The organism is Kribbia dieselivorans NBRC 106261, assembly GCF_001552435.1.
Lineage (GTDB): Bacteria > Actinomycetota > Actinomycetes > Actinomycetales > Dermatophilaceae > Kribbia > Kribbia dieselivorans.
Genome location: NZ_BCRE01000120.1, coordinates 1 through 22318 on the forward strand (window position 1 = coordinate 1; position 22318 = coordinate 22318).

Here is a 22318-nt window from a genome sequence, read left to right on the forward strand (position 1 = left end):
AGCTGGGCGCCGGGGTGCCTCTGGCCCGGCTCGTTGCCGATCTGGGCGGCCATCCCAATGCCACCCGGGCCCATCTGGAGGCCCTCGTCGCCGACGGCCACGCCAGCGTCGCGCCCCTGCCCCGTTCGGGCCCGGGGCGGCCGGCCATGGGCTACACCCTCACCGCCGAGGGCCGCGCCGCGCTCAGTGGTGACCGCGTGGCGTCGGCCTATGCCGAGCTGGTCTCCGCAATGGCCGGGCACCTGGCCCAGTTCCCGAACGCGACCGACCTGGCTCGCTCCATCGGACGCGACTGGGCCACCGGCCGAACCCGGGCTCCGTCCCGACCGGCGATGCTCGCCCTGCTCGGCGAGCTCGGCTTCGCACCGGACGACGACGGCGGTGTCGTCCGGCTGCGGACGTGCCCCATCCTGTCGGCCGCCGCCCAGCACCCGGAGATCGTCTGTGCCATCCATGCCGGGCTGGTGGAGGGCTCCAGTGGCAGCACCGACGTGCGACTGGAGCCGTTCGTCGAGCCCGGGGCGTGCCGGATCGAGTTCGCTCCCGCGCCGGAGGCCCGCACCACGCCGTAGCGGCTCGGGGTCAGTCGGTCTGCGACCGCCCTGCGCGAGGTGTGTGACCGCTCACGGCGCGGCCACCTCCGGCAGTGAGAGGATGGAACTGCCCAGCCATCAGTGACTCGACGGGGAAGAGGGTGCGGCCATGCCCGCCGCGACGATCGTGTACGGCAGCCGCTACGGCAGCACGGAGCAGTACGCCCGCTGGGTCGCCGAGGACACCGGTGCCCGACTGGTCGAACTGTCGACACTCCAACGCTCCGACCTGGAGTCGGCCTCGGCCATCGCCTTCCTCAGCCCGATCCTGGCCGCCACGCTCATGTACCGGAAGGCCCTCAAGCGCCACGCCGATGTGCTGGCCACGACCCCGTTCGCCCTGGTCACCGTGGGGTTGTCACCGTGCGACGATCCGGACCGCGACAACGCCATCAGCCGCGCCCTCCCGCCGACCCTCGCGGACGTCGATCCGCCCGTCTTCCACCTACGCGGCGCCATCGACTACGGACGACTGGGCTTCGTCCATCGAATGATGATGCGCCTGGTCGACACGCAGGCGCGCCGAGCGGTTCGCCGCAATCCGACCGATGAGGCACTCACCCGGGCCCACGTTGCCGGCGTCGATCAGGACTTCGTCGACCGCGCCACCACCGCTCCCCTCGTCGGCTGGGTGCGCCAGCACAGCGAGTTGGCGCCGTGAGCGCGGCGGAGCGTCGTCTCGGCCTGGGCACGTACGGCCTCACCGGCGAGGCGGGCATCGCTGCGATCGAGAGCGGCCTGCGGGCGGGGTATCGCCTCCTGGACACCGCGGTGTCCTACGGCAACGAGCCCGAGGTCGGTCAGGCGTTGCGGCGCTCCGAGGTGCCGCGGGCGGAGGTGTTCGTCCAGACGAAACTGCCGGGGCGGAGGCACGCGCACGTTCGCGACTCCGTGCTCGGGTCCCTCGACGCGCTGGGTCTCGAGCGCCTCGACGGCGTGCTGATCCATTGGCCCAACCCGGAGCGCGATCTGTACGTCCGGGCGTGGGAGGGGCTGATCTCGGTGCAGGCCGAGGGCCTGGTGGGCACCATCGGCGTCAGCAACTTCACCCCCGCCCACCTCCAGCGGATCATCGAGGCCACCGGTGTCGTCCCGGCGATCAACCAGGTCGAGGTCCACCCCTACTTCGCCCAGACGGAGCTCCGTCGTGAACACCGGCGGTGGGGCATCGTCACCCAGGCGTGGAGCCCGCTGGGCAAGGGCACGCGGCTGCTGAGCGAGCCGGCGGTCCTGGCCGTGGCGGAGCGTCGTGGGGTCACCCCCGCGCAGGCCGTGCTGGGGTGGCATCTCGCGGCCGGCGTCGTGCCGCTGCCCAAGTCGGTGAGCGCGGCCCGGCAGGTGGAGAACCTGGCCGCGCTCGACGTCGCGCTGACCGCCGAGGACCTGACCGAGCTCGCCGGCCTCGACCGCCCCAACGGGCGCCGCCGCGCCGACCTCAACCCGGACACGCACGAGGAGTGGTGACCCCGCGGCGGCACCACCGCGACCCCGAGCGCGCAGCGTCGCTGGTCAGTAGGTTGGAGGCATGCGACGCCTGCGGTTGATGTCCCTGGTGATGGTGGCCGCGGTCGGCCTGGCCGGCTGCACGGGCGGTGGCGGGTCGACCGGGCCCGGTGGGTCGACCGAGTCGAGTTCCAGTACGTCGCCGACCACGCGCTCCTCCGCAACGTCGTCGAGCATGCCCACCGGCCCGGACGGGCGCCCGTTCGCCGTCGAGGAGCGCGCGACCTTCGATGATCCGTGGGCCCTGACCACGCTGCCGGGCACCCCGTGGTTGGCGGTGACCCAACGCTCGGGCACCCTCCATCTGGTCAACGCACATACCGGAGACGTGCGCGACGTGACCGGCGCCCCCGAGGTCGTCGCCGACGGGCAGGGCGGGCTGGGCGACATCATCCCCGCGCCCGGCTTCTCCCGAAACCGGCAGGTGTACCTGAGCTGGATCGAGGCCGGTGACGGCGGCACCGGAGCCGTCGTGGGGCGGGGGCGACTCAACCTCGACGGCGACGCGTCCCTGAGCGACCTTCAGGTCATCTGGCGACAGGACCCGAAGCAGTCCGGGTCGGGTCACTTCAGCCACCGCCTCGCGATCTCGCCGGACGAGAAGTACCTCTTCGTCACCTCCGGCGACCGGCAGAAGTTCGATCCCGCGCAGGACCTGACGAACAACCTCGGCAGCATCGTGCGCCTGACCCTGGACGGCCAACCCGCGCCGGGCAACCCTTTCGCCGACCGCGGCGGCCTCAGTGCACAGATCTGGTCGTACGGCCACCGCAATCCACTCGGCCTGGCGTTCGACGACGACGGGCGGCTGTGGAGCACCGAGATGGGACCCCAGGGCGGCGACGAACTGAACCTCATCGCCCGGGGCGCGAACTACGGCTGGCCCCGGGCGTCGAACGGGTCGCACTACGGCGGCGCGGACATCCCCGACCACGCGGCCGGTGACGGCTTCACCGCACCCAAGGTGTTCTGGACTCCGTCGGTCTCGCCCTCGTCGCTGATGATCTACTCCGGCAAACAATTCCCAGCCTGGCGCGGCGATGCGTTCATCGGCGCACTGTCGGGCACCGCGCTGATCCGGGTCGACCTCGACGGCGAGAACGCGACCGCCGCCGACGAGTGGGACATGGGCGAGCGCATTCGCGAGGTCGAACAGGGTCGTGACGGGTCCATCTGGCTGCTCGAGGACACCCCCGGCGGGCGGCTGCTCCACCTGACCCCACCGCGCTCCGCCTCGTGACAGACCACCGGGACTGAGCGGTAACTAAGTGTGATCTTCATGACCGCCCCAAAGGCTGGCCGCCGCGCCTGAGTCTCCGTAGGGTTCCAATTACCACCTCTGTCGTGTCACACAAAGGAGCCGGTCAATGCCGGAACAGCCCCAGGCCGTCATCTACGACGCCGTCCGCACCCCCCGAGGCAAGGGCAAGTCCTCCGGGGCCCTGCACGAGGTCAAGCCGATCGACTTGGCCGTTGGTCTGATGCACGCGCTGCGTGAGCGCAACCCGGGCCTCGACGCCACCCAGATCGACGACGTCATCATGGGCATCGTCAGCCCCGTCGGCGACCAGGGCTCGGTGCTCCCCCGCATCGCCGCCCTCAAGGCCGGCCTGCCCGAGCCGGTCGCCGGAGTCCAGCTCAACCGCTTCTGCGGCTCTGGCCTCGAGGCCGTCAACCAGGCCGCCGCCCGCGTGCGCGGCGGTTTCGAGGACCTGTTCTTCGCCGGCGGTGTCGAGTCGATGTCGCGCGTGCCGATGGCCAGCGACGGCGGCGCCTGGGCGATGGACCCGGCCACCAACCTCGAGACGCACTTCGTGCCGCAGGGCATCGGCGCCGACCTCATCGCCACGATCGAGGGCTTCGACCGCACCGAGGTCGACCGTTTCGCCGCCCAGTCCCACGCCCGCGCCGCCGCGGCGTGGGATGCCGGCTACTTCGACCGCTCCGTCGTGCCGGTCAAGGACGCCAGCGGTCTGACCATCCTCGACCGCGACGAGACGATCCGCCCCGGCACCACCGTCGAGTCGCTCGCGAGCCTGCAGCCGTCGTTCGCCGCCATGGGTGAGATGGGCGGCTTCGACTTCGTCGCGACCGACCGTTACCCGTCCGTGGACGCGATCAACCACGTCCACCACGCCGGCAACTCCTCGGGCATCGTCGACGGCGCCGCGCTCATGCTCATCGGCAACGAGCGCGTCGGCCAAGAGATGGGCCTGACCCCGCGCGCCCGCATCGTCTCCACCGCCGTCATCGGCTCGGAGCCCACCATCATGCTCACCGGCCCGGCCCCGGCCTGCCAGAAGGCCCTGGACCGCGTCGGCATGAAGGCCTCCGACATCGACCTCGTCGAGATCAACGAGGCCTTCGCCGCGGTCGCCCTCAAGCTCATGCGCGACATGGGCTGGAAGGAAGACCAGACCAACGTCAATGGCGGCGCGATCGCCATGGGCCACCCGCTCGGTGCGACCGGTGCGATGATCCTCGGCACCCTCGTCGACGAGCTGGAGCGCCGTGACCTCGAGCGCGGCATCGCCACCCTGTGCATCGGTGGCGGCATGGGCATCGCCACCATCGTCGAGCGCATCTGACCAGCGGACAAGGAATCCAGAAACCCATGAGCGAGAACATGATCCGTTACGAGCGTGACGATGAGGGCATCGTCACCCTGACGATGGACGACCCGACCTCGGGCGCCAACACGATGAACGACCTCTTCCGCGCGTCGATGAGCGAGACCGTCGACCGTCTCGAGGCCGAGCGCGACGAGATCGCCGGTGTCGTCCTCACCTCCGCCAAGAAGACCTTCTTCGCCGGCGGCAACCTCGTCGACATCCAGCAGGTCTCCCCCGAGACCGCCAAGGAGATGTTCGAGCGCGTCGAGTTGCTCAAGGCGATGATGCGTCGCGTCGAGAAGTTCGGCAAGCCGGTCGTCGCCGCCATCAACGGAGCCGCGCTCGGTGGCGGCCTCGAGCTCGCGCTCGCCTGCCACCGTCGCATCGCCGTCGATGACGCCAAGATCAAGCTCGGCCTGCCCGAGGTCACCCTCGGCCTGCTGCCCGGTGGCGGCGGTGTCACCCGTCTGGTGCGCATGCTCGGCATCCAGGAGGCCCTGATGGGCTGGCTGCTGCAGGGTCAGCAGCGCAACCCGGCCGAGGCGAAGGCCAAGGGCATCATCGACGAACTGGTCCCCACCCGTGAGGACCTCGTCCCGGCGGCCAAGCAGTGGATCCGCGACCACAAGGACGACGCGTCCGTCGCGGTCAAGCCGTGGGACGTCAAGGGCTACAAGATCCCCGGCGGCACCCCGAAGGTTCCGGCCTTCGCAGCCAACCTCCCGGCCTTCCCGGCCAATCTGGTCAAGCAGGTCAAGGGCAGCCCGATCAAGGCCCCGCGCGTCATCATGGCCGTCGCGGTCGAGGGTTCGCAGGTCGACTTCGACACCGCCAGCCGCATCGAGTCGCGCGGCCTGACCGAGCTGGCCGCCGGCCGCGAGTCCACCGCCATGATCCAGGCGTTCTTCTTCGACCTGCAGGCGATCAACTCCGGCAAGCTGCGCCCCGAGGGTGTCGAGAAGCGCACCGTCGGCAAGGTCGGCATCCTCGGCGCGGGCATGATGGGCGCCGGCATCGCCCACGCCTGTGCCACCTCGGGCATCGACGTCGTCCTCAAGGACGTCACGATCGAGGGTGCGGAGAAGGGCAAGAGCTACACCGTCGGTCTGCTCGACAAGCGCGTCGCCCGCGGCAAGATGGACGCCGCGAAGCGTGATGAGGTCCTCGCGCGCATCACGCCGACCATCGATGCGGCCGACTTCGCCGATGTCGACGTCGTCATCGAGGCCGTCTTCGAGGACGCCTCGCTCAAGGAGAAGGTGTTCAAGGAGGTCGAGGCCGTCGTCCGCCCGGACGTGCTGCTGTGCTCCAACACCTCGACGCTCCCGATCACCGGTCTGCAGGGCTTCTCCTCGCGCCCGGCCGACTTCATCGGTCTGCACTTCTTCTCCCCCGTGGACAAGATGCAGCTCGTCGAGATCATCCGTGGTGAGCAGACCTCCGACGAGGCGGCCGCGCGCGCGATCGACCTGGTGCAGCAGATCCGCAAGATCCCGATCGTCGTCGGTGACGGCCGCGGGTTCTACACCAGCCGCGTGTTCGGCACGCTCATCGACGAGGGCGTGGAGCTCGTCTCCGAGGGTGTCGACCCGCAGGTCATCGAGCGTGGCGCGACGACGGCCGGCTTCCCGGCTCCGCCGCTGGCCATGCTCGACGAGGTGTCGCTGACGCTGACCCAGCACATCCGCGCGGAGGCTGCGGCCGCCGCCGAGGCCGCTGGTCAGGCCATGCCCGCCACCCCCGCGGTCGAGATCATCAACACGATGGTCGACCTCGGTCGCAAGGGCCGCGCGGCCGGCGCCGGGTTCTACGACTACCCGGCCGGCGGCCCGAAGGTCCTGTGGCCCGAGCTGCGCCCGCGCTGGTCGAAGGACACGCAAATCCCGCGCAAGGACATCCAGGACCGCTACCTGTTCCGCATGGCCCTGGAGACCGCCGGCTGCTTCGAGGACGGCGTGCTCAAGGACGCTCCGTCGGCCAACATCGGCGGCATCTTCGGCATCGGCTTCCCACCGCACACCGGTGGCCCGGCGACGTTCATGACGAACTACGAGGGCGGCCTGGCCGGCTTCGTGGCGCGCGCGAACGAGCTGGCCGACACGTACGGCGAGCGCTTCCGCCCGTCGGCGTGGCTGCAGGGTCGCGTCGCCAAGGGCACTTTGGCCGACTGATCCTCCCGCTCTTGACGGAGCGCCGAAGGGCCGGGTTCGCATGGCGAGCCCGGCCCTTCGGGGGATGTGCAATTCTGTTGTGGCCGAGTGGCTGCCAGAGCGACCACCTGGCCACGACAGAACTGCACAAGGTGCGCTCAGCGCGCCGCGGCGACCTTCTCGGGCCGCAGATCCAACCGGCGCAGCGTCTGCGCGTTGAGCGCCACGATGATCGTCGACAGCGACATGAGGATCGCCCCGACGGACATCGGCATCACGAACCCGATCGGCGCGAGCACGCCCGCGGCCAGCGGCACGGCGATGAGGTTGTACCCCGCCGCCCACCACAGGTTCTGCGTCATCTTGCGGTAGCTCTCCGTGGACAGGTCGATGACCGACAGGACCGAGCGTGGGTCGTCGCTGGCCAGGATCACGCCGGCCGAACCGATCGCCACGTCCGTGCCGGCCCCGATCGCGATTCCCACGTCGGCCTGCGCCAGGGCCGGAGCGTCGTTGACGCCATCGCCGACCATCGCCACAACCTTGCCCTCGGCCTGCAGGGACGCGACCTTGGCGGCCTTGTCCTCGGGGCGCACCCCGGCGAAGACCCGGTCGATACCGAGTTCGTGCCCGACGTGCTCGGCCACCGCAGCGGCGTCGCCGGTGATCATGATGACTTCGACCCCACGGGCGTGGAGGGCGTCGACGGCCTGCCGGGACTCCGGGCGAATCTCGTCGGCCAAGCGCAAGGCCCCGATCACCGCTCCGTCACGCACGACGTGCAGGATGATCGCACCTTCCTCACGCCACTGATCGGAGATCGGCAGCTCGCCTTGACCTTCGTCGTCGAGCATGGCGGGGCCGCCGACGCGAACGGTGGTGCCGTCGACCGTGGCGGTGACGCCCACCGCCGGGGACGACGAGAATCCGGTCGTGGCGGGGACCATGAGCCCGCGGTCGGTGGCGGCGCCGACGATGGCCTTGGCCAGCGGGTGCTCGCTGTCGGTTTCGGCGGCGGCGGCCAGCGTCAGCACCTCGTCGGCGGTCAGGCCGGAGACCGGTTCGACGGCCGTGACGGTCGGCTGCCCCTTGGTCAGGGTGCCGGTCTTGTCGAAGAGGACGGCGTTGACCGTGCGCATGCTTTCGAGGGCGAGGCGGTCCTTGATGAGGACGCCGCCGCGGGCGGCGCGCTCGGTGGCGATGGAGACCACCAGCGGGATGGCCAGGCCCAGGGCGTGGGGGCAGGCGATGACGAGCACGGTGATGGTGCGCGTGACGGCTTCGTCGGGCATGCCCAGGAAGAAGCCCCAGACGATCGCGGTGATGATCGCGGCCCCGAGGGCGAACCAGAACAGCCAACCGGCCGCGGTGTCGGCGATCCGTTGGGCACGCGACGAGGAGTTCTGAGCATCGGCGACGAGCCGTTGGATGCCGGCCAGGGCGGTGTCGTCGCCGATGGCGGTGACCTCGACGCGCAGGCCGGAGTCCGTGGCGACGGTGCCGGCCACGACATGGTCGCCGATGGTGCGGGTGACGGTCTTCGACTCGCCGGTGACCATGGACTCGTCCATCGCGGCGGCGCCTTCGATGACACGCCCGTCGGCCGGGACGCTGCCACCGGGGCGGATGACGACGAGGTCTCCGAGGCGGAGTTCGCTCGGGTGGACCGTGACGACCTGATCGCCCTCGAGGCGTTCGGCCTCATCGGGGAGCAGCGCGGCCAGGGAGTCGAGCGCGGAGGTGGTCTGGGCCAGGGAGCGCATCTCGATCCAGTGGCCGAGCAGCATGATGACGATCAGGAGGGCCAGTTCCCACCAGAAGTCGAGGTGGTGGCCGAGGATGCCCAGGCTGGCGCCCCAGGACGCGACGAACGCGACCGTGATGGCCATCGCGATGAGCAGCATCATCCCGGGTTTGCGGGCCTTGGCCTCGGCCCAGCCGCCGGTGAGGAAGGGTCGGCCGCCGATGACGTACATCACGGTGCCGAGGATGGGTGAGATCCAGGTCGTCCAGCCGGACTCGGGCAGGGTGTACCCGATCACCGAGGCGAACATGCCGGAGAACCCGACGACGGGGATCGCGATGATGAGCATGATCCAGAACAGCCGGCGGAACTGGGCGACGTGATCGCCGTGGCCGGCATGGCCCATGTGCCCCTCGTGCCCGGCGTGGTCCTCGTGCCCGGCGTGGGCGTCATGCCCGGCGTGGGCGTCATGCCCGGTGTGGGCGTCATGCCCGGCGTGCGCACTGTGGTCCTCAGGCGCGGCGTGGTCATGCATGGCGTGCTCGTGCGCGGCGTGGTCGTGACCCGCGTGGTCGTGCGTACCGTGCTCCGTCACGTCGGTGTGGGCCATGTGGTGGCCCTCGTGCGCGTGGCCGTCATGGGCGGTCGGTTCAGTCGTGGGTTCAGTGGTGTGCGGGTGGTCGTGTTGACCGCTCATGTTCGGTTCTCCTGATCCGAGATGGTGAGAAGTTGTCGTAGGCAGTGGTCGAGCAACTGGTGGGGGAAGCCGTCGGCCAGGCGGTAGTACATGACGCGCCCATCACGACGAGCCTGCACCAATCCGGCGGTGCGCAGTTGTTTGAGCGCGTAGGAGGACTGGTCCATGGAGATCTCCAGGGCCATCGCGAGGTCACCGACGCAGAGTTCCTCCGTCGACGCCAGCGCGAACAGGACGCGCAGCCGCACCGGATCGGCCAGCAGCGTCAGCAACTCCGCCAGGCTCTGCGCGTCGGCGCGCGGGACGGTCCCGGCTATGGCACGCTCGACCCCGGCGGGATGAACCGGGTGAGTATGCGAAGTGGTCACATCCGTACAACCGCACGATCGTACGGATATTCCCGGCTTCGAGCGGACCGCGACAGGGGGCTCGTCGTCGGGCTCCCGAACAGGCGGCACCCCGGTGGCCTCCAGGTCACCACGCGGCGATCGCAGGGCCGGCGGTGTCGAGGATGCTCGCGTGACTCATGCCGGGCGATCTCGTCTCCCTCGCGGCGAGTACCGTCAGGTGGTCTGCACCACGCGCAGCAAGGACGACCATGACCACTCCCCCAGCGGGACGGACCTCCCCGGCCGCCGCGCTCACGCCCACCGACGTCGCCGCGATCCATCGCCGCACGCTGACCACGGTCGTCGCGTCCCAGATGCTCGGCGGCGCCGGCCTGGCCGCCGGAGTCACCGTCGGCGCCCTGCTCGCCCAAGACATGCTCGGTACCGAAAGTGTTGCCGGGCTGCCGTCGGGACTGTTCACGCTCGGCTCCGCGGTCGCGGCGTTCACGGTGGGGCGCTACTCGCAGGTGGCCGGGCGCCGTCGCGGACTGGCGGCGGGGTTCGCGGTCGGGGCCCTGGGTGCGACAGCGATCGTCGTGGCCGCGGTGCTGAACAATCCGGTGCTCTTCTTCTTCTCGCTGTTCATCTACGGAGCGGGGACCGCGACGAATCTGCAGGCGCGTTATGCCGGTGCCGATCTCGCCCCGGCCTCGCAGCGCGCCACCGCGGCGTCGCTGGCGATGGTGGCGACGACCTTCGGGGCGGTGGCCGGCCCCAATCTCGTCCAGCCGCTCGGCGATCTGGCCGAACAGTTCGGCATCCCGCGGCTCGCGGGGCCGTTCCTGCTGGCCGCGGTGGCCTATGGGCTGGCCGGTGTGGTGCTGTTCATCTTCCTGCGACCGGATCCGCTGCTGACCGCCCAGGCATGTGCGGCCGAGGAGGAGGTGGTCGCCACGCGGTCCGACGCGGCCACGTCGGTGGCGGCGACCCGGAGCGGCGTGCGCTCGGGAGCTCCGCGCGTCGCCTCGGGCGTGTTGCTGGGTGCCACGGTCATGGTGCTGACCCAGGTCACGATGGTCGCGATCATGACGATGACCCCGGTGCACATGCGCCACCACCACCACGACCTGAGCCAGATCGGCCTCGTCATCGGGTTCCACATCGCGGCGATGTTCCTACCCTCCCCCGTGACCGGGCGGCTCGTCGACCGGATCGGGCGGTTGCCGATGGCGGTGGCGGCGGCGCTGACCCTCCTGGCCGCCGGGGTGTTGGGCGCGCTCGCCCCGGGTGACTCGATGGTGCTCATCTCACTGGCGCTGATCCTGCTGGGCCTGGGGTGGAACTTCGGGCTGATTTCGGGCACGGCGCTGATCGTCGACTCGACGCCGGTGTCGACGCGCGCCCGCACCCAGGGGAGCGTCGATGTGCTCATCGCGCTCGCCGGCGCCGGTGGTGGTGTCATGTCCGGAGTCATCGTCGGGGCGAGCAGTTTCAGCGTGTTGGCGTTGGGCGGCGGGATCCTGTCGCTGGCCCTGATTCCGGTGGCCGTCTGGTACGCCGCCCAGCCCGCGCACCCCACCCATTAGCCGGGTTCTGTACCGCGCAGGGCCTCAGCCCAGGTCGCAGGCACGAGAAAGCCCCCGAACCGAGTGGTTCGGGGGCTTTCCGTTGCTCTGAAACAGGAGCCTGTGTGGAGCTGAGGGGATTCGAACCCCTGACCCCCTCCATGCCATGGAGGTGCGCTACCAACTGCGCTACAGCCCCGAAGGTGCTACCTTGCCCCCGTTGGGGACTAGGAGAGATTAGCCCATCCGAGCGCCCGGGTCCAAATCGAGGTCCGAGCGGCGATCAACCATGCTCAGGCGGGCCCACCGATGCGCCCCGTGGCCGGCACGCCCTCGGCCCCGCCGTTCCAGACGTCCAGACGCCACCCGCCCGTGCTGCGCTCCACCAGTTCGGCCCAGTGGCAGTTGCCCAGGCCGCTCAGCGCCGTCCATGCCGCCTGCTGGGGCAGCCCCACGAGATCGGCCGCGAGCACCCGCAACGTGACCCCATGGCTCGCCAGGAGCACGCACTCCCCCGGCTCCATCCCCGCGACGACCTCGTCGGTGACCGGCCGGGCGCGCACGCGCACCTCCGCCACCGATTCGCCGGTGACGCCGCGTTTGAAGTCCTCACCCCGCAGCAACCGTTCCCGATCCTCGGGGTAGCTCGCGTACACCTCGGAGGCCGTCATCCCGGTCCACTGACCCGCGTGGATCTCGCGCAGCCGCTCGTCGTACGCAATCGACACACCCGCCGCAGCCGCCACATCGGCACCCGTGGACGCGGCGCGCTGCAGGTCCGAGGCCACCACGCGCGCAATCCCCCGCCCCGCCAGCGCCGCCGCGGCCGCCCGTGCCTGGGCATGCCCGATCGGCGACAGTTCACTGTCGAGCTGTCCCTGCCAGATCCCGGCCGCGTTCTGGTTCGTCTGGCCGTGGCGCAGCAGGATCAGCCGACGCGGGTTCACTGCTCCGTGCCGACGGCACCCAGGTCGATGAGCGGGCAGTCGCGCCACAGACGCGCGAGTTCGTAGTACTCCTTCTCCTCATCGTGCTGCACGTGCACGATGATGTCGCCGAAGTCGAGCAGCACCCAGCGCCCTTCGCGCTCACCCTCGCGGCGCAGCGGCTTCGTCCCGAGGTCGCGGAGCTTGTCCTCGACCTCGTCGACGATGGCCCCGACCTGACGCTCGGTGGGTGCCGAGGCGATGACGAACACGTCGGTCAGCGGCAGGTGTCCGCTGACGTCGACGCCGGTGATCGTCGTGGCCATCTTGTCTGCGGCAGCGGCGGCGGCGACGCGCGCCAGTTCCACACTGCGATCCGGTGCGCTCACGCGGAGTCCCCCTCGGCCTGCTCACCATCGAGGTAGAGGCCGTACTTGTTGATGTATTGGACAACGCCGTCGGGCACGAGATACCAGACGGGTTCGTCGGACGCGACGCGCTCACGGCAGTCGGTCGAACTGATGGCCATGGCTGGCACCTCCTGCAGGGTCACGCGATCGCGCGGCAACCCCGTTTCGGAGAGCTCGTACCCGGGCCGGGTCACGCCGATGAAGTGGGCGAGCTCGAAGGTCTCCTCAACGTCCTTCCACGACAGGATCGCGGCGAGCGCATCGGCGCCGGTGATGAAGAAGAGTTCCGCCCCCGGTCGCTCCCGGTGCAGGTCACGGAGCGTGTCGATGGTGTACGTCGGCCCGTCGCGATCGATGTCCACGCGGCTGACGGTGAACCGCGGGTTCGAGGCCGTCGCGACAACCGTCATGAGATAACGGTGCTCCGCCGGGCTGACGTGCCGACCGGCCTTCTGCCAGGGCTGCCCGGTCGGCACGAAGATGACCTCATCGAGGTCGAAGCGATGTTGGACCTCACTCGCCGCAACGAGGTGGCCGTGGTGGATGGGGTCGAACGTGCCGCCCATCACCCCCAGACGCACTGTCAGTGCTCGTGCTCCCGCACCTGGCTCGTGTACCGCGCACCGGCGTAGCGGAAGGCGTAGGTGACAGCGAGCAGAACGAGGAACAGGACAAGCGTCAGCGCACCGAAGGCCCACGGCGGGATCGGCAGGTCCTTGACGACGTGCGACTCGGACTCGAGCAGGACGCGGGAGAGGGTCATCGACATGCGGCACAGAATACAACCGTGGTCGCGTCACGGTCACCCCGGCCGTGCTGGTCATGCCGGATCCACGTGTGGCTGGGCCCCCTCGGCGTGTCGCGATCGCCGTGGGTTGCGGCGTGTCGTCCACGACTTTCGTCCACAGGCTGTGTGGACGGCCGCGTCCGTGCAGGTCAGCGGGATGAGCACCTGTGTATGACCCGGTGCACGACGATTTCCTCCGGTGGTGGGTTGAGCGGTTGCGCCCATCCGGCGTAGGAATGGAGTACTGCCCGATGGGGCATGGGAGCACCGTGACGCGAGCGATCGTCGGAGCGGCAGCCCATGATCCATGGGGAGAACCGAGGGGAAAACGGTCACCAGGTTCGCCCACCCGCGAGCTGGCATCCCGCGGCGCCACCATCTGCGCGGCGCGGGTTCCACGGGCGACGTCGTGGAGGTTGCCGAGACCACTTGGTTCACGGTGGGTCGACCGGTGCCGCAGCACCGGCGCCGGCGTCGACGGCAGTCCTGCGCGGGACACACCGACCCACACGCCACAGGGCCCTCCCGGATCTCCCCGGGAGGGCCCTGCGCATGCCGTTCGCGCAGCACAACCGCGATACGCGACGGATCAGCGCACTTGACCGTCTCCCTCGACGATCCACTTGGTCGTCGTCAGCTCGGGCAGCGCCATCGGACCGCGCGCGTGGAGTTTCTGCGTCGAGATGCCGATCTCGGCGCCGAAACCGAACTCCCCACCGTCGGTGAACCGGGTCGAGGCGTTGACCATGACCGCCGCCGCGTCGACCTCGTTGACCCAGCGTCGCGCGGCCGCCCGATCCTCGGTGACGATCGCCTCGGTGTGACCGGTGCCGTGCGCGCGCACGTGCTCCATCGCCCCGTCGATCCCGTCGACGATGCCGATGTTCATCGTCAGCGCGAGGTACTCGGTGTCCCAGTCCTGGCTCGACGCCGGGGTGCTCGCGACCCCCGCCTGCGCCGCCGCCGCGCTGGCCGTGGAGTCGGTGTGCAGCTCAACACCTTGCTCCGTCAGCGCCGGCAGCACCTTCGGCAGGAACTCGTCGGCCACGGCCCGGTCAACGAGCAAGGTCTCGGCGGCGTTGCAGACGCTCGGCCGGTGGGTCTTGGCGTTGACCGCGATGTTGACGGCCTTGTCGAAGTCCGCGGCCTTGTCGATGTAGACGTGACAGATCCCCACTCCGGTCTCGATGACCGGCACGGTGGACTCGGCGACGACCCGTTGGATCAGCCCCGCTCCCCCACGCGGGATGAGCAGGTCGACCTGGCCACGTGCGGTGAGCAGCGCGGCCACCACCTCGTGGCCGCCGTCGAGCAGACCGATCGCGTCGGCCGGCAGGCCGCGGCTCTCGAGCGCCCCGCGCATGAGGTCGACGAGCACGCGGTTGCTGCTCGCCGCGGCCGACCCGCCGCGCAGGATCACCGCGTTGCCCGACTTCAGCCCCAGGCCGGCCGCGTCCACGGTGACGTTCGGGCGAGCCTCGTAGATCATCCCGACGACGCCCATCGGCACACGCACCTGGCGGATCTGCAGCCCGTTCGCCAACGTCGATCCGCGCACGATCTCACCGACCGGGTCGGGCAGCGCGGCGATGTCACGCAGTGCGTCGGCGATCGCGCGCACCCGCTCGTCGGTCAGCGTCAACCGGTCCAGGAGCGCTTGGGTCATGCCCCCGTCGCGACCACGCTGCAGGTCCTCGGTGTTCGCCGCGACGATCTGCGGCGTGGCCGCCTCGAGGGCATCGGCCATGGCGTGCAGCGCCGCATCCTTGTCGGCGCGGGACAGCAGCGCGAGGGTGTGCGCGGCGACGCGGGCCTTGGCAGCCAGGTCGGCGACGATGGCCTTCGAGTCGGTGTCGGTCGTGGGGGTGGCGGTCATGCCCTCAAGGGTAGGCCGCACCCCCGACACGCGGGAATTCGCCCGTAGGCTGGGCGGCGTGACGGACACCAAGCGGATCTGCCTCGCCCTCGGCTCCGGTGGCGCGCGCGGCTACACGCACATCGGAGTCATCGACGAGCTCACCGCCCGCGGGCACGAGGTCGTCGCCATCGCGGGCACGTCCATGGGCGCGGTCGTCGGCGGGGTCCATGCCGCCGGGCACCTCGACGAGTTCACCGCGTGGGTGACCACCCTGACCCAGACCGGTGTGCTGCGCCTCCTCGATCCGGGGTTCGGGCAGGGCGGCGTGGTCAAGGGCGATCGCCTCTTCGACGCCATGAAGGGGTTCATCGGGGGCATGGACATCGAGGACCTCCCGATCCCCTTCACCGCCGTGGCCACCGACGTCGACAGCCGCCAGGAGGTGTGGTTCCAGCATGGCCCGCTCGATGCCGCGATCCGCGCGTCGATGGCCATGCCGAGCATGTTCACCCCGGTGGTCATCAACGGCCGGCTCATGGTGGACGGCGGTCTGGTGAACCCGGTGCCGATCGATCCGACGATTCCGATCCCGGCGGACCTGACGATCGCGGTGTCCCTCAACGGCAACTCCGAGGGTCGGGCACGTTCGGAGGCTCGTACGGCCGAGGAGTCGCCGGAGGAGGCACGGCGGTGGCACATCCCGGGGCTGACGACGGCGAAGGCCCAGCCGGAGTCGGTACGCACCTGGCAGGACGCCCCCAAGGGTCTGGGCTACATCGATCTCATCTCCCGGTCCCTGGACGTCAGCACCGAATTGGTGCGGCGTTACCGCATGGCCGGTCACCCGCCGGACGTGCTCGTCGACATCCCGTTCGACGCGTGCAAGGTCATGGACTTCCATCGCGCGCAGGAGATGATCGACCTCGGGCGTGCCCTGGCGATCGAGGCGTTCGACGCCGCCGGGGTGTGATGGAGAATGGCCGAATGACCACGATCCTCTCCATTCAGTCGAACGTCGCCTACGGCCACGTCGGCAACTCCGCCTCCGTCTTCCCGATGCAGCGCCTCGGGGTCGAGGTCTGGCCCGTCAGCACCGTGCTCTTCTCCAACCACACCGGGTACGGACAGTGGCGTGGCCCGCTCGTGGCGCCGGAGGACGTGACGGCGGTCATCACCGGCATTGAGGAGCGCGGTGCGTTCGGCGAGGTCGACGCCGTCCTGTCCGGGTATCAGGGCGGAGAAGAGATCGGTGGCGTCATCCTCGACGCGGTCGCGCGCGTGAGGGCCGCCAACCCGAACGCGATCTACGCCTGTGACCCGGTCATGGGCAATGCCGCGTCGGGCTGCTTCGTCCACCCCGCGATCCCGGTGCTGTTGCGGGACAGGGTCGTGCCCCAGGCCGACCTGATCACGCCGAACCAGTTCGAGCTCGGCTTCCTGACCGACACCGAGGCCGGTGACCTCGCCTCGACGCTGAAGTCCGTCGACGCGGCCCGCGCCATGGGCCCCTCGACCGTGCTCGTCACCTCGGTGCTGCGCCCCGACCGTCCCGAGGGCACGATCGAGATGCTCGCCTGCCACGACGAGGAGGCGTGGATCGTGCAGACCCCACACCTGCCACTCAAGGCCAACGGTTCGGGCGATGTCACGGCCGCCTTGTTCACCACGCACTGGCTGCAGACCCACGACCTCAAGGCCGCGCTTGAGCGCACCGTGTCGTCGGTGTTCGGTCTGCTCCAGGAGACGCTGGACTCCGGTCGGCGCGAGTTGCAGCTCGTGCAGAGCCAGGAGCACTTCGCGCACCCGCAGCTGCAGTTCACCGCCGAGCAGGTGCGCTAGTACAGCACGAGATCGTCGCGGTGGATGACGGCGCGTTCGAACTCCGGCCCGAGGTCGGCGCCGAGGTCCTTGGTGCTGCGGCCGAGCATGGCCGGCAGCTCCCACGACCCGTAGTTGGTCAGCCCGCGGGCGACGCGCCGGCCATCCAGGGCCACGACGTCGACCGCGTCGCCATCGCGAAACAGGCCGTGCACCTCGGTGATCCCGGCCGGCAGCAGAGAGGTGTGCCTCCGCGTCAGCGCGGTCACGGCACCGTCGTCGACGACGAGCGCGCCGCGCGGGTCGGTGGCGTGCCGCAGCCACAGCGTGCGTGAGGGCATCGGCGACGGGTCGGGCAGGAACAGCGTGCCGACGTCCTCCCCCACCAGGGCCTGTTGCACGCGCCCGGCCGAGGTGAGCACGGTCGGGATCCCGGCCGACGAGGCGATGCCCGCGGCCTCGACCTTCGTCTGCATCCCACCGGAGCCGACCGCCGAACCGGTGCCGCCGATACGGATCTCGGCCAGCGACGCCCGCGAGTCCACCACCGGGATGCGCTGGGCCCCCGGCTCCTTCGGGTTGTCGGTGTACAGCGCGTCGACGTCGGTGAGCAGCACGAGCGCGTCCGCCTGCACCAGGTGCGCCACGAGCGCGGCCAGCCGGTCGTTGTCACCGAACCGGATCTCGTCGGTCGCGACCGTGTCGTTCTCGTTGATGACGGGCACGACGCCGAGCTCGAGCAGTCGGTCCAACGTGCGCCGCGCGTTGGTGTACTGCGCACGCCGGGTCACGTCGCCGACCGTCAGCAGAACCTGCGCCGCGGTGATCGCGTGATCGGCGAAGGCATGACGATACGCGGAGGCGAGTACCCCCTGTCCCACGGACGCGGCGGCTTGTTGCGTGGCCAAGTCCGCCGGACGACGCTCCAGCCCGAGCGGACCGAGCCCAGCCGCGATCGCGCCCGACGAGACGAGCACGATCTGGGTGCCGGTCGCGTACCGCGCCGCCAGTGCGTCGACGAGCGCAATGAGGTGCTCCTCGACGAGGTGACCGCCCGTGCTCCCGGTCAGGGACGACGATCCGATCTTGACGACGATCCGGTGTGCCTGGGTGAGCGCGTCGCGCCCGTCAGGCATCGTCGTCGTCCTCGACCCAGTGGCCGGCCCGCCGCTCCCGCGCCAATTCCTCGCGAGCCGCGGTCTGGGCGTCCTTGCGGGAGTGGAACTCGTCACGACGCTCCGCACTCGTGCGGCGGGTGCGGTCCTCGAGGCGCAGGTCGGTGCCGCGGCCGCCGAGCAGTTCGGCACCGCTGACCATCGTCGGGTCCCAGTCGAAGACGACCGCGTCGTCCTCGGGGCCGATCAGCACCGTCGACCCGGCGACCGCACCGGCCTTGACGAGGGCATCCTCGACGCCGGCCTTGGTCAGGCGGTCGGCGAGGTAGCCGACAGCCTCGTCGTTGGTGAAGTCGGTCTGACGCACCCAACGGGCCTGCTTGTCGCCGATGACGCGGAAGACCTCGCCGTCGGCGGTCTCCTCACGCCGCACGACGAAGCCGGCATCGTCGACCGCCTTCGGACGGATGACGACACGGGGACGGCGGGTGTCGAGCGCGGCCTCCTCCAGCGCGGCCGCGCGCGCCTGGGCGACGTGGCGGGCCATGGCGAAGGTCAGTTCCTTCAGGCCGTCGTGGGCCACGGCGGAGATGGTGAAGACCTCCAGGCCCAGGGCCTCGAACTCGGGGGTGACCATCTCGGCGAGGTCGCGGGCGTCGGGCACGTCGGCCTTGTTGAGCACGATGAGACGGGTGCGGTCCGAGAGGGGGCGGCCGCCGAGGGACTCGTCGACGACGTACTCGCTCAGCTCGTGCTCGATCGCCTCGTAGTCGCTGATCGGGTCGCGGCCGGGCTCGAGCGTGGCGCAGTCGATGACATGCACGAGCACGGAGCAGCGTTCGACGTGTCGCAGGAACTCCAGCCCCAGACCCTTGCCCTGGCTGGCTCCCGGGATGAGACCGGGCACGTCGGCGACGGTGAAGCGCTCCTGCCCGGCGGTGACGACGCCGAGGTTGGGCACCAGCGTGGTGAACGGGTAGTCGGCGATCTTCGGCTTGGCCGCCGAGAGCACCGAGACGAGGGAGGACTTGCCGGCGCTGGGGAACCCGATGAGCGCGACGTCGGCCAGGGACTTCAGTTCGAGGGTGATGTCACGGGTCTGGCCGGGTTCGCCGAGCAGCGCGAAGCCGGGGGCCTTGCGCTTGGCCGTGGCCAACGCCTTGTTCCCCAGCCCGCCGAAGCCGCCCTGCGCGACGATGATGCTGTCGCCCTCCTCGATGAGGTCGGCCAGGACCGAACCCGACGCGTCCTTGACGACGGTGCCGGGCGGGACGGGCAGCACGAGATCGGCGCCGCGGCCGCCGTTGCGCTCGTCACCGGCACCCGGAGCGCCGTTGGCGGCCTTGCGGTGCGGGTTGCGGTGGTAATCGAGCAGGGTGACGGCCTGCGGATCGACGACCAGCACGACGTCTCCGCCGTGCCCGCCGTTGCCGCCGTCGGGACCGCCCAGGGGCTTGAACTTCTCCCGCATGACCGAGGCCACGCCGTGGCCGCCATTGCCGGCGGTCAGGTGAAGCACCACCCGGTCGACGAAGGTGGTCATGGTGGTCTCCTCAGGAGTGCCGGTTGGGGGGGTGAACACGACGATGGGGCGGGCCACGTCGGCCCGCCCCATCGTGATCTCGACGCGCGCGTGGCGCGCGGTCGAATGGGTCAGTTGGCGCCCGCCGGAACGACGTTGACGACGCGACGGCGACGCTTGGTGCCGAACTCGACGACGCCGTCCGCGAGTGCGAACAGGGTGTCGTCACCACCGCGGCCGACGTTGTCGCCCGGGTGGAACTGCGTGCCGCGCTGACGGACGAGGATCTCGCCGGTGCCGACGACCTGGCCGCCGTAGCGCTTGACGCCGAGACGCTGTGCGTTGGAGTCCCGACCGTTGCGGGTCGAGGACACACCCTTCTTGGATGCCATGTCTGTTTCCTCTGCTTTCGCTGGGCCGGTCAGGCCTTGATGTCGGTGATCTTGACCTGCGTCAGCGGCTGACGGTGCCCCTGGCGCTTGCGGTAGCCGGTCTTGTTCTTGTACTTCATGATCGTGATCTTCGGGCCCTTGGCGGGACCGACGACCTCGGCCTTGACGGAGACCTTGGCGAGCTTGTCGGCGTCGCTGGTGATGGTGGAGCCGTCGACGACGAGGAGCGGCGTCAGCTCGAGGCTGTCACCGGCCTGGGCGTTCAACTTGTCGATCAGGAGGACGTCACCGACGGTGACCTTCTCCTGGCGGCCGCCTGCACGGACGATCGCGTACACGGTGTACTCACTTTCATTCACGGTCGGCACGCGCTCTCTGTCTGGACCGGCGAACAGCGACCCCGCCGCCTTCCTGGGCTCAAGGCACAGGTCAACTGCACGGGACGTTCGACGGTGGGCGCACCGAAGGAACAGCCTACAGGGGCCGGTGCCGCCGGCACAAATGCACGCAGGTCCCTCGCCCAGCCACGTTCTGGATCAGGTGGCCTGCACCCCGCGATAGGTCCCGAAGCTCCACAGGACTCCCTCGGGATCGAGAACACTGAATTCCCGGGAGCCGTAGTCCTCGTCGGTGAGTCCGGCGACTTCGGTCGCGCCGGCCCGGATCGCCCTGGCGTGGAGAGCGTCGACGTCATCGGTGGCGATGTAGACCGAGCCGCTGGCCACCCCGGTCCTGGTCATGACCCCGCCGTCGTCACGGGCGGAGCCGAGCATGATGCCGCCACCTCCGGGCCATCGCAGCTCGGCGTGGTCGATCCGGTTGGGGTCCTCGGCGTTCATGTACTGCGCGAGCACCTCGAAACCGAAGGCCTCCCGTAGGAAGGCGACGGCAGCGGGGGCGTCCTGATAGCGAAACGTCGGCCAAATGTTGGCCGCACGGTCCTCGGTTGACATGTCCGATCCTCCTTGTGTTCTGGGATACCTCCAGAGTGGACGAGCGACCGTCGATCCGTCTTGGACGAATGGGATCACCTCCGGGAGTCCCGAACGCCGGCCCCTCAGCTGTTCGCGAGGGGGGCCGGCCGGGACACGCGTGCGATGGCGTCAGAGCTGAGCCACTCGGTCGGGCTGGTCCCCGTGAGCGCCTTGAAGTCGCGGTTGAGATGCGGTTGGTCGACGTAACCGCACACGACCGCAATCGCAGCGAGCGTCCCGGCGTCCGCACCGATCAGGCGTCGGGCCCGGTTGAATCGCATCACACGTGCCGCCTCCTTGGGGGCGATGCCGAACTCGGCGCGGAACTGGGCGGTGAGGTGGCGGCGGCTCCACCCGACATGGTCGGCCACCAGCGAGACGGGAACGTCACCGAGGCTGCGTACGATCCGACGCCATGCCTCGGCGACCTGCGGACGTGGCCCGATCACCGGGTGGAGGGCCCGTACGAGGACATCGTCGATCGCCGCGAACCGTGCCGGCCAGCCTCGCGCAACGTTGACTCGCTCGTGGAGTTCCACGGCAAGCGGTCGAGAGATGTCGGCGACCTCGACGCTGCGGTGCGCGAACACGGACGCGGGGTTGCCGAAGAAGGCCCGTGGGGCGAGGGGGCTGAAGTTGATCTGAATACCCGCCATCGCACCGTGATGCCGGATGAGCGTGCGCTCCAGGTGCAGACCTGCGAGCAGGACGTCATATCCCTCGGTGCGGTCGGCCGCCTCGTCGTACTCATACAGCGGTTCGCCGATCGAGACGATGAACGTCAACGCACCCGAGGGCAGGCCCAAGTGCACGCCGGCGGGGACCCCGGCGATGTCGTAACCGACATAGTCGCCCACGAACGGGCGCAGACTCGGATGTGGTCTGCGGATCACGTTGGCGTCACCAGACGCAGCCATGGGGCTAGCCTACCGAGCCCGCACCACGCGGCATCGTGACCTGAAGCAGCCACGATGCTGCGTGCATCCCGCCAGATCAGGCAGTGGGCTCCGCGCTCGGCTCCACGTGTTGGACCTCGACCGCTCCGGGCGCCCCGGCCTGGGAGACGACCCGGCCACGCTTGCGACGCCCGCGCGGGGTCGGCGCGGGAGCTGGCTCGGGCTCCTCCACGATCGGCGCCTCGACCACGGCCTCGGTGGTCTGGACGGCCGCTTCCCCAGGCGTCTCCACGTCGGCCACTTCCGCCTCGACCACGTCAACCTCGGCGTGCGCGTCCTCCGCCAGGGCGATCTCGGCCACGTCGTCCTCGAGGGGCTCCCCCGTCGTGGCCTTCATCGCCGCCGCGTGGGCGGCCGCCGCGATCTG

At 70.0% G+C, this 22318-nt stretch carries 22 protein-coding genes, 1 tRNA gene and 1 pseudogene; 9 read left to right on the top strand and 15 right to left on the bottom strand.

Going from position 1 to position 22318, the window contains the following annotated elements; genetic code table 11:
* The 6 genes from KD1_RS16850 to KD1_RS10605 all read left to right on the top strand — a co-directional run.
* Positions 1-572 (top strand): helix-turn-helix transcriptional regulator (locus tag KD1_RS16850; RefSeq protein ID WP_068401662.1); only part of this gene is annotated, 572 nt, incomplete at its 5' end.
* A 130-nt stretch (positions 573-702) separates the two neighbouring features.
* Positions 703-1254, top strand: coding sequence for a flavodoxin domain-containing protein (locus KD1_RS10585; protein ID WP_068401664.1), 552 nt, complete (start codon positions 703-705; stop codon positions 1252-1254).
* Positions 1251-2057, top strand: a complete 807-nt coding sequence (locus KD1_RS10590; protein ID WP_245627369.1) for an aldo/keto reductase — start codon at positions 1251-1253, stop codon at positions 2055-2057. The genes KD1_RS10585 and KD1_RS10590 overlap by 4 nt, the downstream gene beginning before the upstream one ends.
* A gap of 61 nt (positions 2058-2118) precedes the next feature.
* Positions 2119-3336, top strand: coding sequence for a PQQ-dependent sugar dehydrogenase (locus tag KD1_RS10595; RefSeq protein ID WP_068401669.1), 1218 nt, complete (start codon positions 2119-2121; stop codon positions 3334-3336).
* 127 nt (positions 3337-3463) lie between these two features.
* Positions 3464-4684 (top strand): acetyl-CoA C-acetyltransferase, encoded by a 1221-nt coding sequence (locus KD1_RS10600; RefSeq protein WP_068401672.1) that lies wholly within the window; start codon positions 3464-3466, stop codon positions 4682-4684.
* A 26-nt stretch (positions 4685-4710) separates the two neighbouring features.
* Positions 4711-6879 carry a 3-hydroxyacyl-CoA dehydrogenase NAD-binding domain-containing protein gene (locus KD1_RS10605; protein WP_068401674.1) on the top strand — a complete coding sequence of 723 codons (2169 nt, stop codon included), beginning with the start codon at positions 4711-4713 and terminating at the stop codon, positions 6877-6879.
* Positions 6880-7016: 137 nt separating this feature from the next.
* On the opposite strand, the gene KD1_RS10610 is transcribed toward KD1_RS10605, so the two are convergent.
* On the bottom strand, positions 7017-9299 hold the full coding sequence (locus tag KD1_RS10610; RefSeq protein ID WP_370670757.1) for a heavy metal translocating P-type ATPase: 2283 nt from the start codon (positions 9297-9299) through the stop codon (positions 7017-7019).
* Complete coding sequence (locus tag KD1_RS10615; RefSeq protein ID WP_068401676.1) at positions 9296-9667, bottom strand: ArsR/SmtB family transcription factor; 372 nt, start codon at positions 9665-9667, stop codon at positions 9296-9298. Before KD1_RS10615 ends, KD1_RS10610 begins: the two co-directional genes overlap by 4 nt.
* 230 nt (positions 9668-9897) lie before the next feature.
* Between KD1_RS10615 and KD1_RS10620 the strand changes: the two genes are divergently transcribed.
* The gene (locus tag KD1_RS10620) at positions 9898-11214 is read left to right on the top strand and encodes an MFS transporter (RefSeq protein WP_068401678.1); all 1317 of its coding nucleotides are present in this window, start codon (positions 9898-9900) and stop codon (positions 11212-11214) included.
* A gap of 105 nt (positions 11215-11319) precedes the next feature.
* On the opposite strand, the gene KD1_RS10625 is transcribed toward KD1_RS10620, so the two are convergent.
* The 6 genes from KD1_RS10625 to KD1_RS10650 form a co-directional block, all read right to left on the bottom strand.
* Positions 11320-11392 (bottom strand) — tRNA-Ala (locus KD1_RS10625).
* A 94-nt stretch (positions 11393-11486) separates the two neighbouring features.
* A complete protein-coding gene (locus tag KD1_RS10630) occupies positions 11487-12140 on the bottom strand; it encodes a histidine phosphatase family protein (protein WP_083542372.1) in 654 nt (217 codons plus the stop codon).
* The gene (rsfS, locus tag KD1_RS10635; protein ID WP_068401681.1) at positions 12137-12508 is read right to left on the bottom strand and encodes a ribosome silencing factor; all 372 of its coding nucleotides are present in this window, start codon (positions 12506-12508) and stop codon (positions 12137-12139) included. Before rsfS ends, KD1_RS10630 begins: the two co-directional genes overlap by 4 nt.
* Entirely contained in the window at positions 12505-13110 is a 606-nt protein-coding gene (gene nadD, locus KD1_RS10640; protein ID WP_281177615.1) for a nicotinate-nucleotide adenylyltransferase, read from the bottom strand. The genes rsfS and nadD overlap by 4 nt, the downstream gene beginning before the upstream one ends.
* Before the next feature lie 2 nt (positions 13111-13112).
* Positions 13113-13298, bottom strand: coding sequence for a hypothetical protein (locus KD1_RS10645; protein ID WP_068401684.1), 186 nt, complete (start codon positions 13296-13298; stop codon positions 13113-13115).
* Between the two features lie 607 nt (positions 13299-13905).
* Positions 13906-15192, bottom strand: coding sequence for a glutamate-5-semialdehyde dehydrogenase (locus KD1_RS10650; RefSeq protein WP_068401686.1), 1287 nt, complete (start codon positions 15190-15192; stop codon positions 13906-13908).
* A gap of 58 nt (positions 15193-15250) precedes the next feature.
* On the opposite strand from KD1_RS10650, the gene KD1_RS10655 reads away from it, so the two are divergent.
* Together KD1_RS10655 and pdxY are read left to right on the top strand one after the other, a co-directional pair.
* Complete coding sequence (locus KD1_RS10655; RefSeq protein WP_245627370.1) at positions 15251-16144, top strand: patatin-like phospholipase family protein; 894 nt, start codon at positions 15251-15253, stop codon at positions 16142-16144.
* A 14-nt stretch (positions 16145-16158) separates the two neighbouring features.
* Complete coding sequence (pdxY, locus tag KD1_RS10660) at positions 16159-17013, top strand: pyridoxal kinase PdxY (protein ID WP_068401689.1); 855 nt, start codon at positions 16159-16161, stop codon at positions 17011-17013.
* Here pdxY and proB read toward each other — a convergent pair.
* The 7 genes and pseudogenes from proB to KD1_RS16855 all read right to left on the bottom strand — a co-directional run.
* A complete protein-coding gene (proB, locus tag KD1_RS10665; protein WP_068401692.1) occupies positions 17010-18128 on the bottom strand; it encodes a glutamate 5-kinase in 1119 nt (372 codons plus the stop codon). The two genes, pdxY and proB, sit on opposite strands and share 4 nt — an antisense overlap.
* Positions 18121-19650, bottom strand: coding sequence for a GTPase ObgE (gene obgE, locus KD1_RS10670; RefSeq protein ID WP_068401727.1), 1530 nt, complete (start codon positions 19648-19650; stop codon positions 18121-18123). The genes proB and obgE overlap by 8 nt, the downstream gene beginning before the upstream one ends.
* A gap of 110 nt (positions 19651-19760) precedes the next feature.
* Positions 19761-20021, bottom strand: a complete 261-nt coding sequence (gene rpmA / locus KD1_RS10675) for a 50S ribosomal protein L27 (protein ID WP_068401695.1) — start codon at positions 20019-20021, stop codon at positions 19761-19763.
* Positions 20022-20050: 29 nt separating this feature from the next.
* Entirely contained in the window at positions 20051-20359 is a 309-nt protein-coding gene (gene rplU / locus KD1_RS10680; RefSeq protein WP_068401701.1) for a 50S ribosomal protein L21, read from the bottom strand.
* Positions 20360-20557: 198 nt separating this feature from the next.
* Positions 20558-20974: a VOC family protein gene (locus KD1_RS10685; protein WP_068401703.1), complete on the bottom strand. Its 417-nt coding sequence runs from the start codon at positions 20972-20974 to the stop codon at positions 20558-20560.
* A gap of 104 nt (positions 20975-21078) precedes the next feature.
* On the bottom strand, positions 21079-21912 hold the full coding sequence (locus KD1_RS10690; RefSeq protein ID WP_068401708.1) for an AraC family transcriptional regulator: 834 nt from the start codon (positions 21910-21912) through the stop codon (positions 21079-21081).
* A 76-nt stretch (positions 21913-21988) separates the two neighbouring features.
* A pseudogene (locus tag KD1_RS16855) lies at positions 21989-22318 on the bottom strand (ribonuclease E/G); the annotation flags it as partial.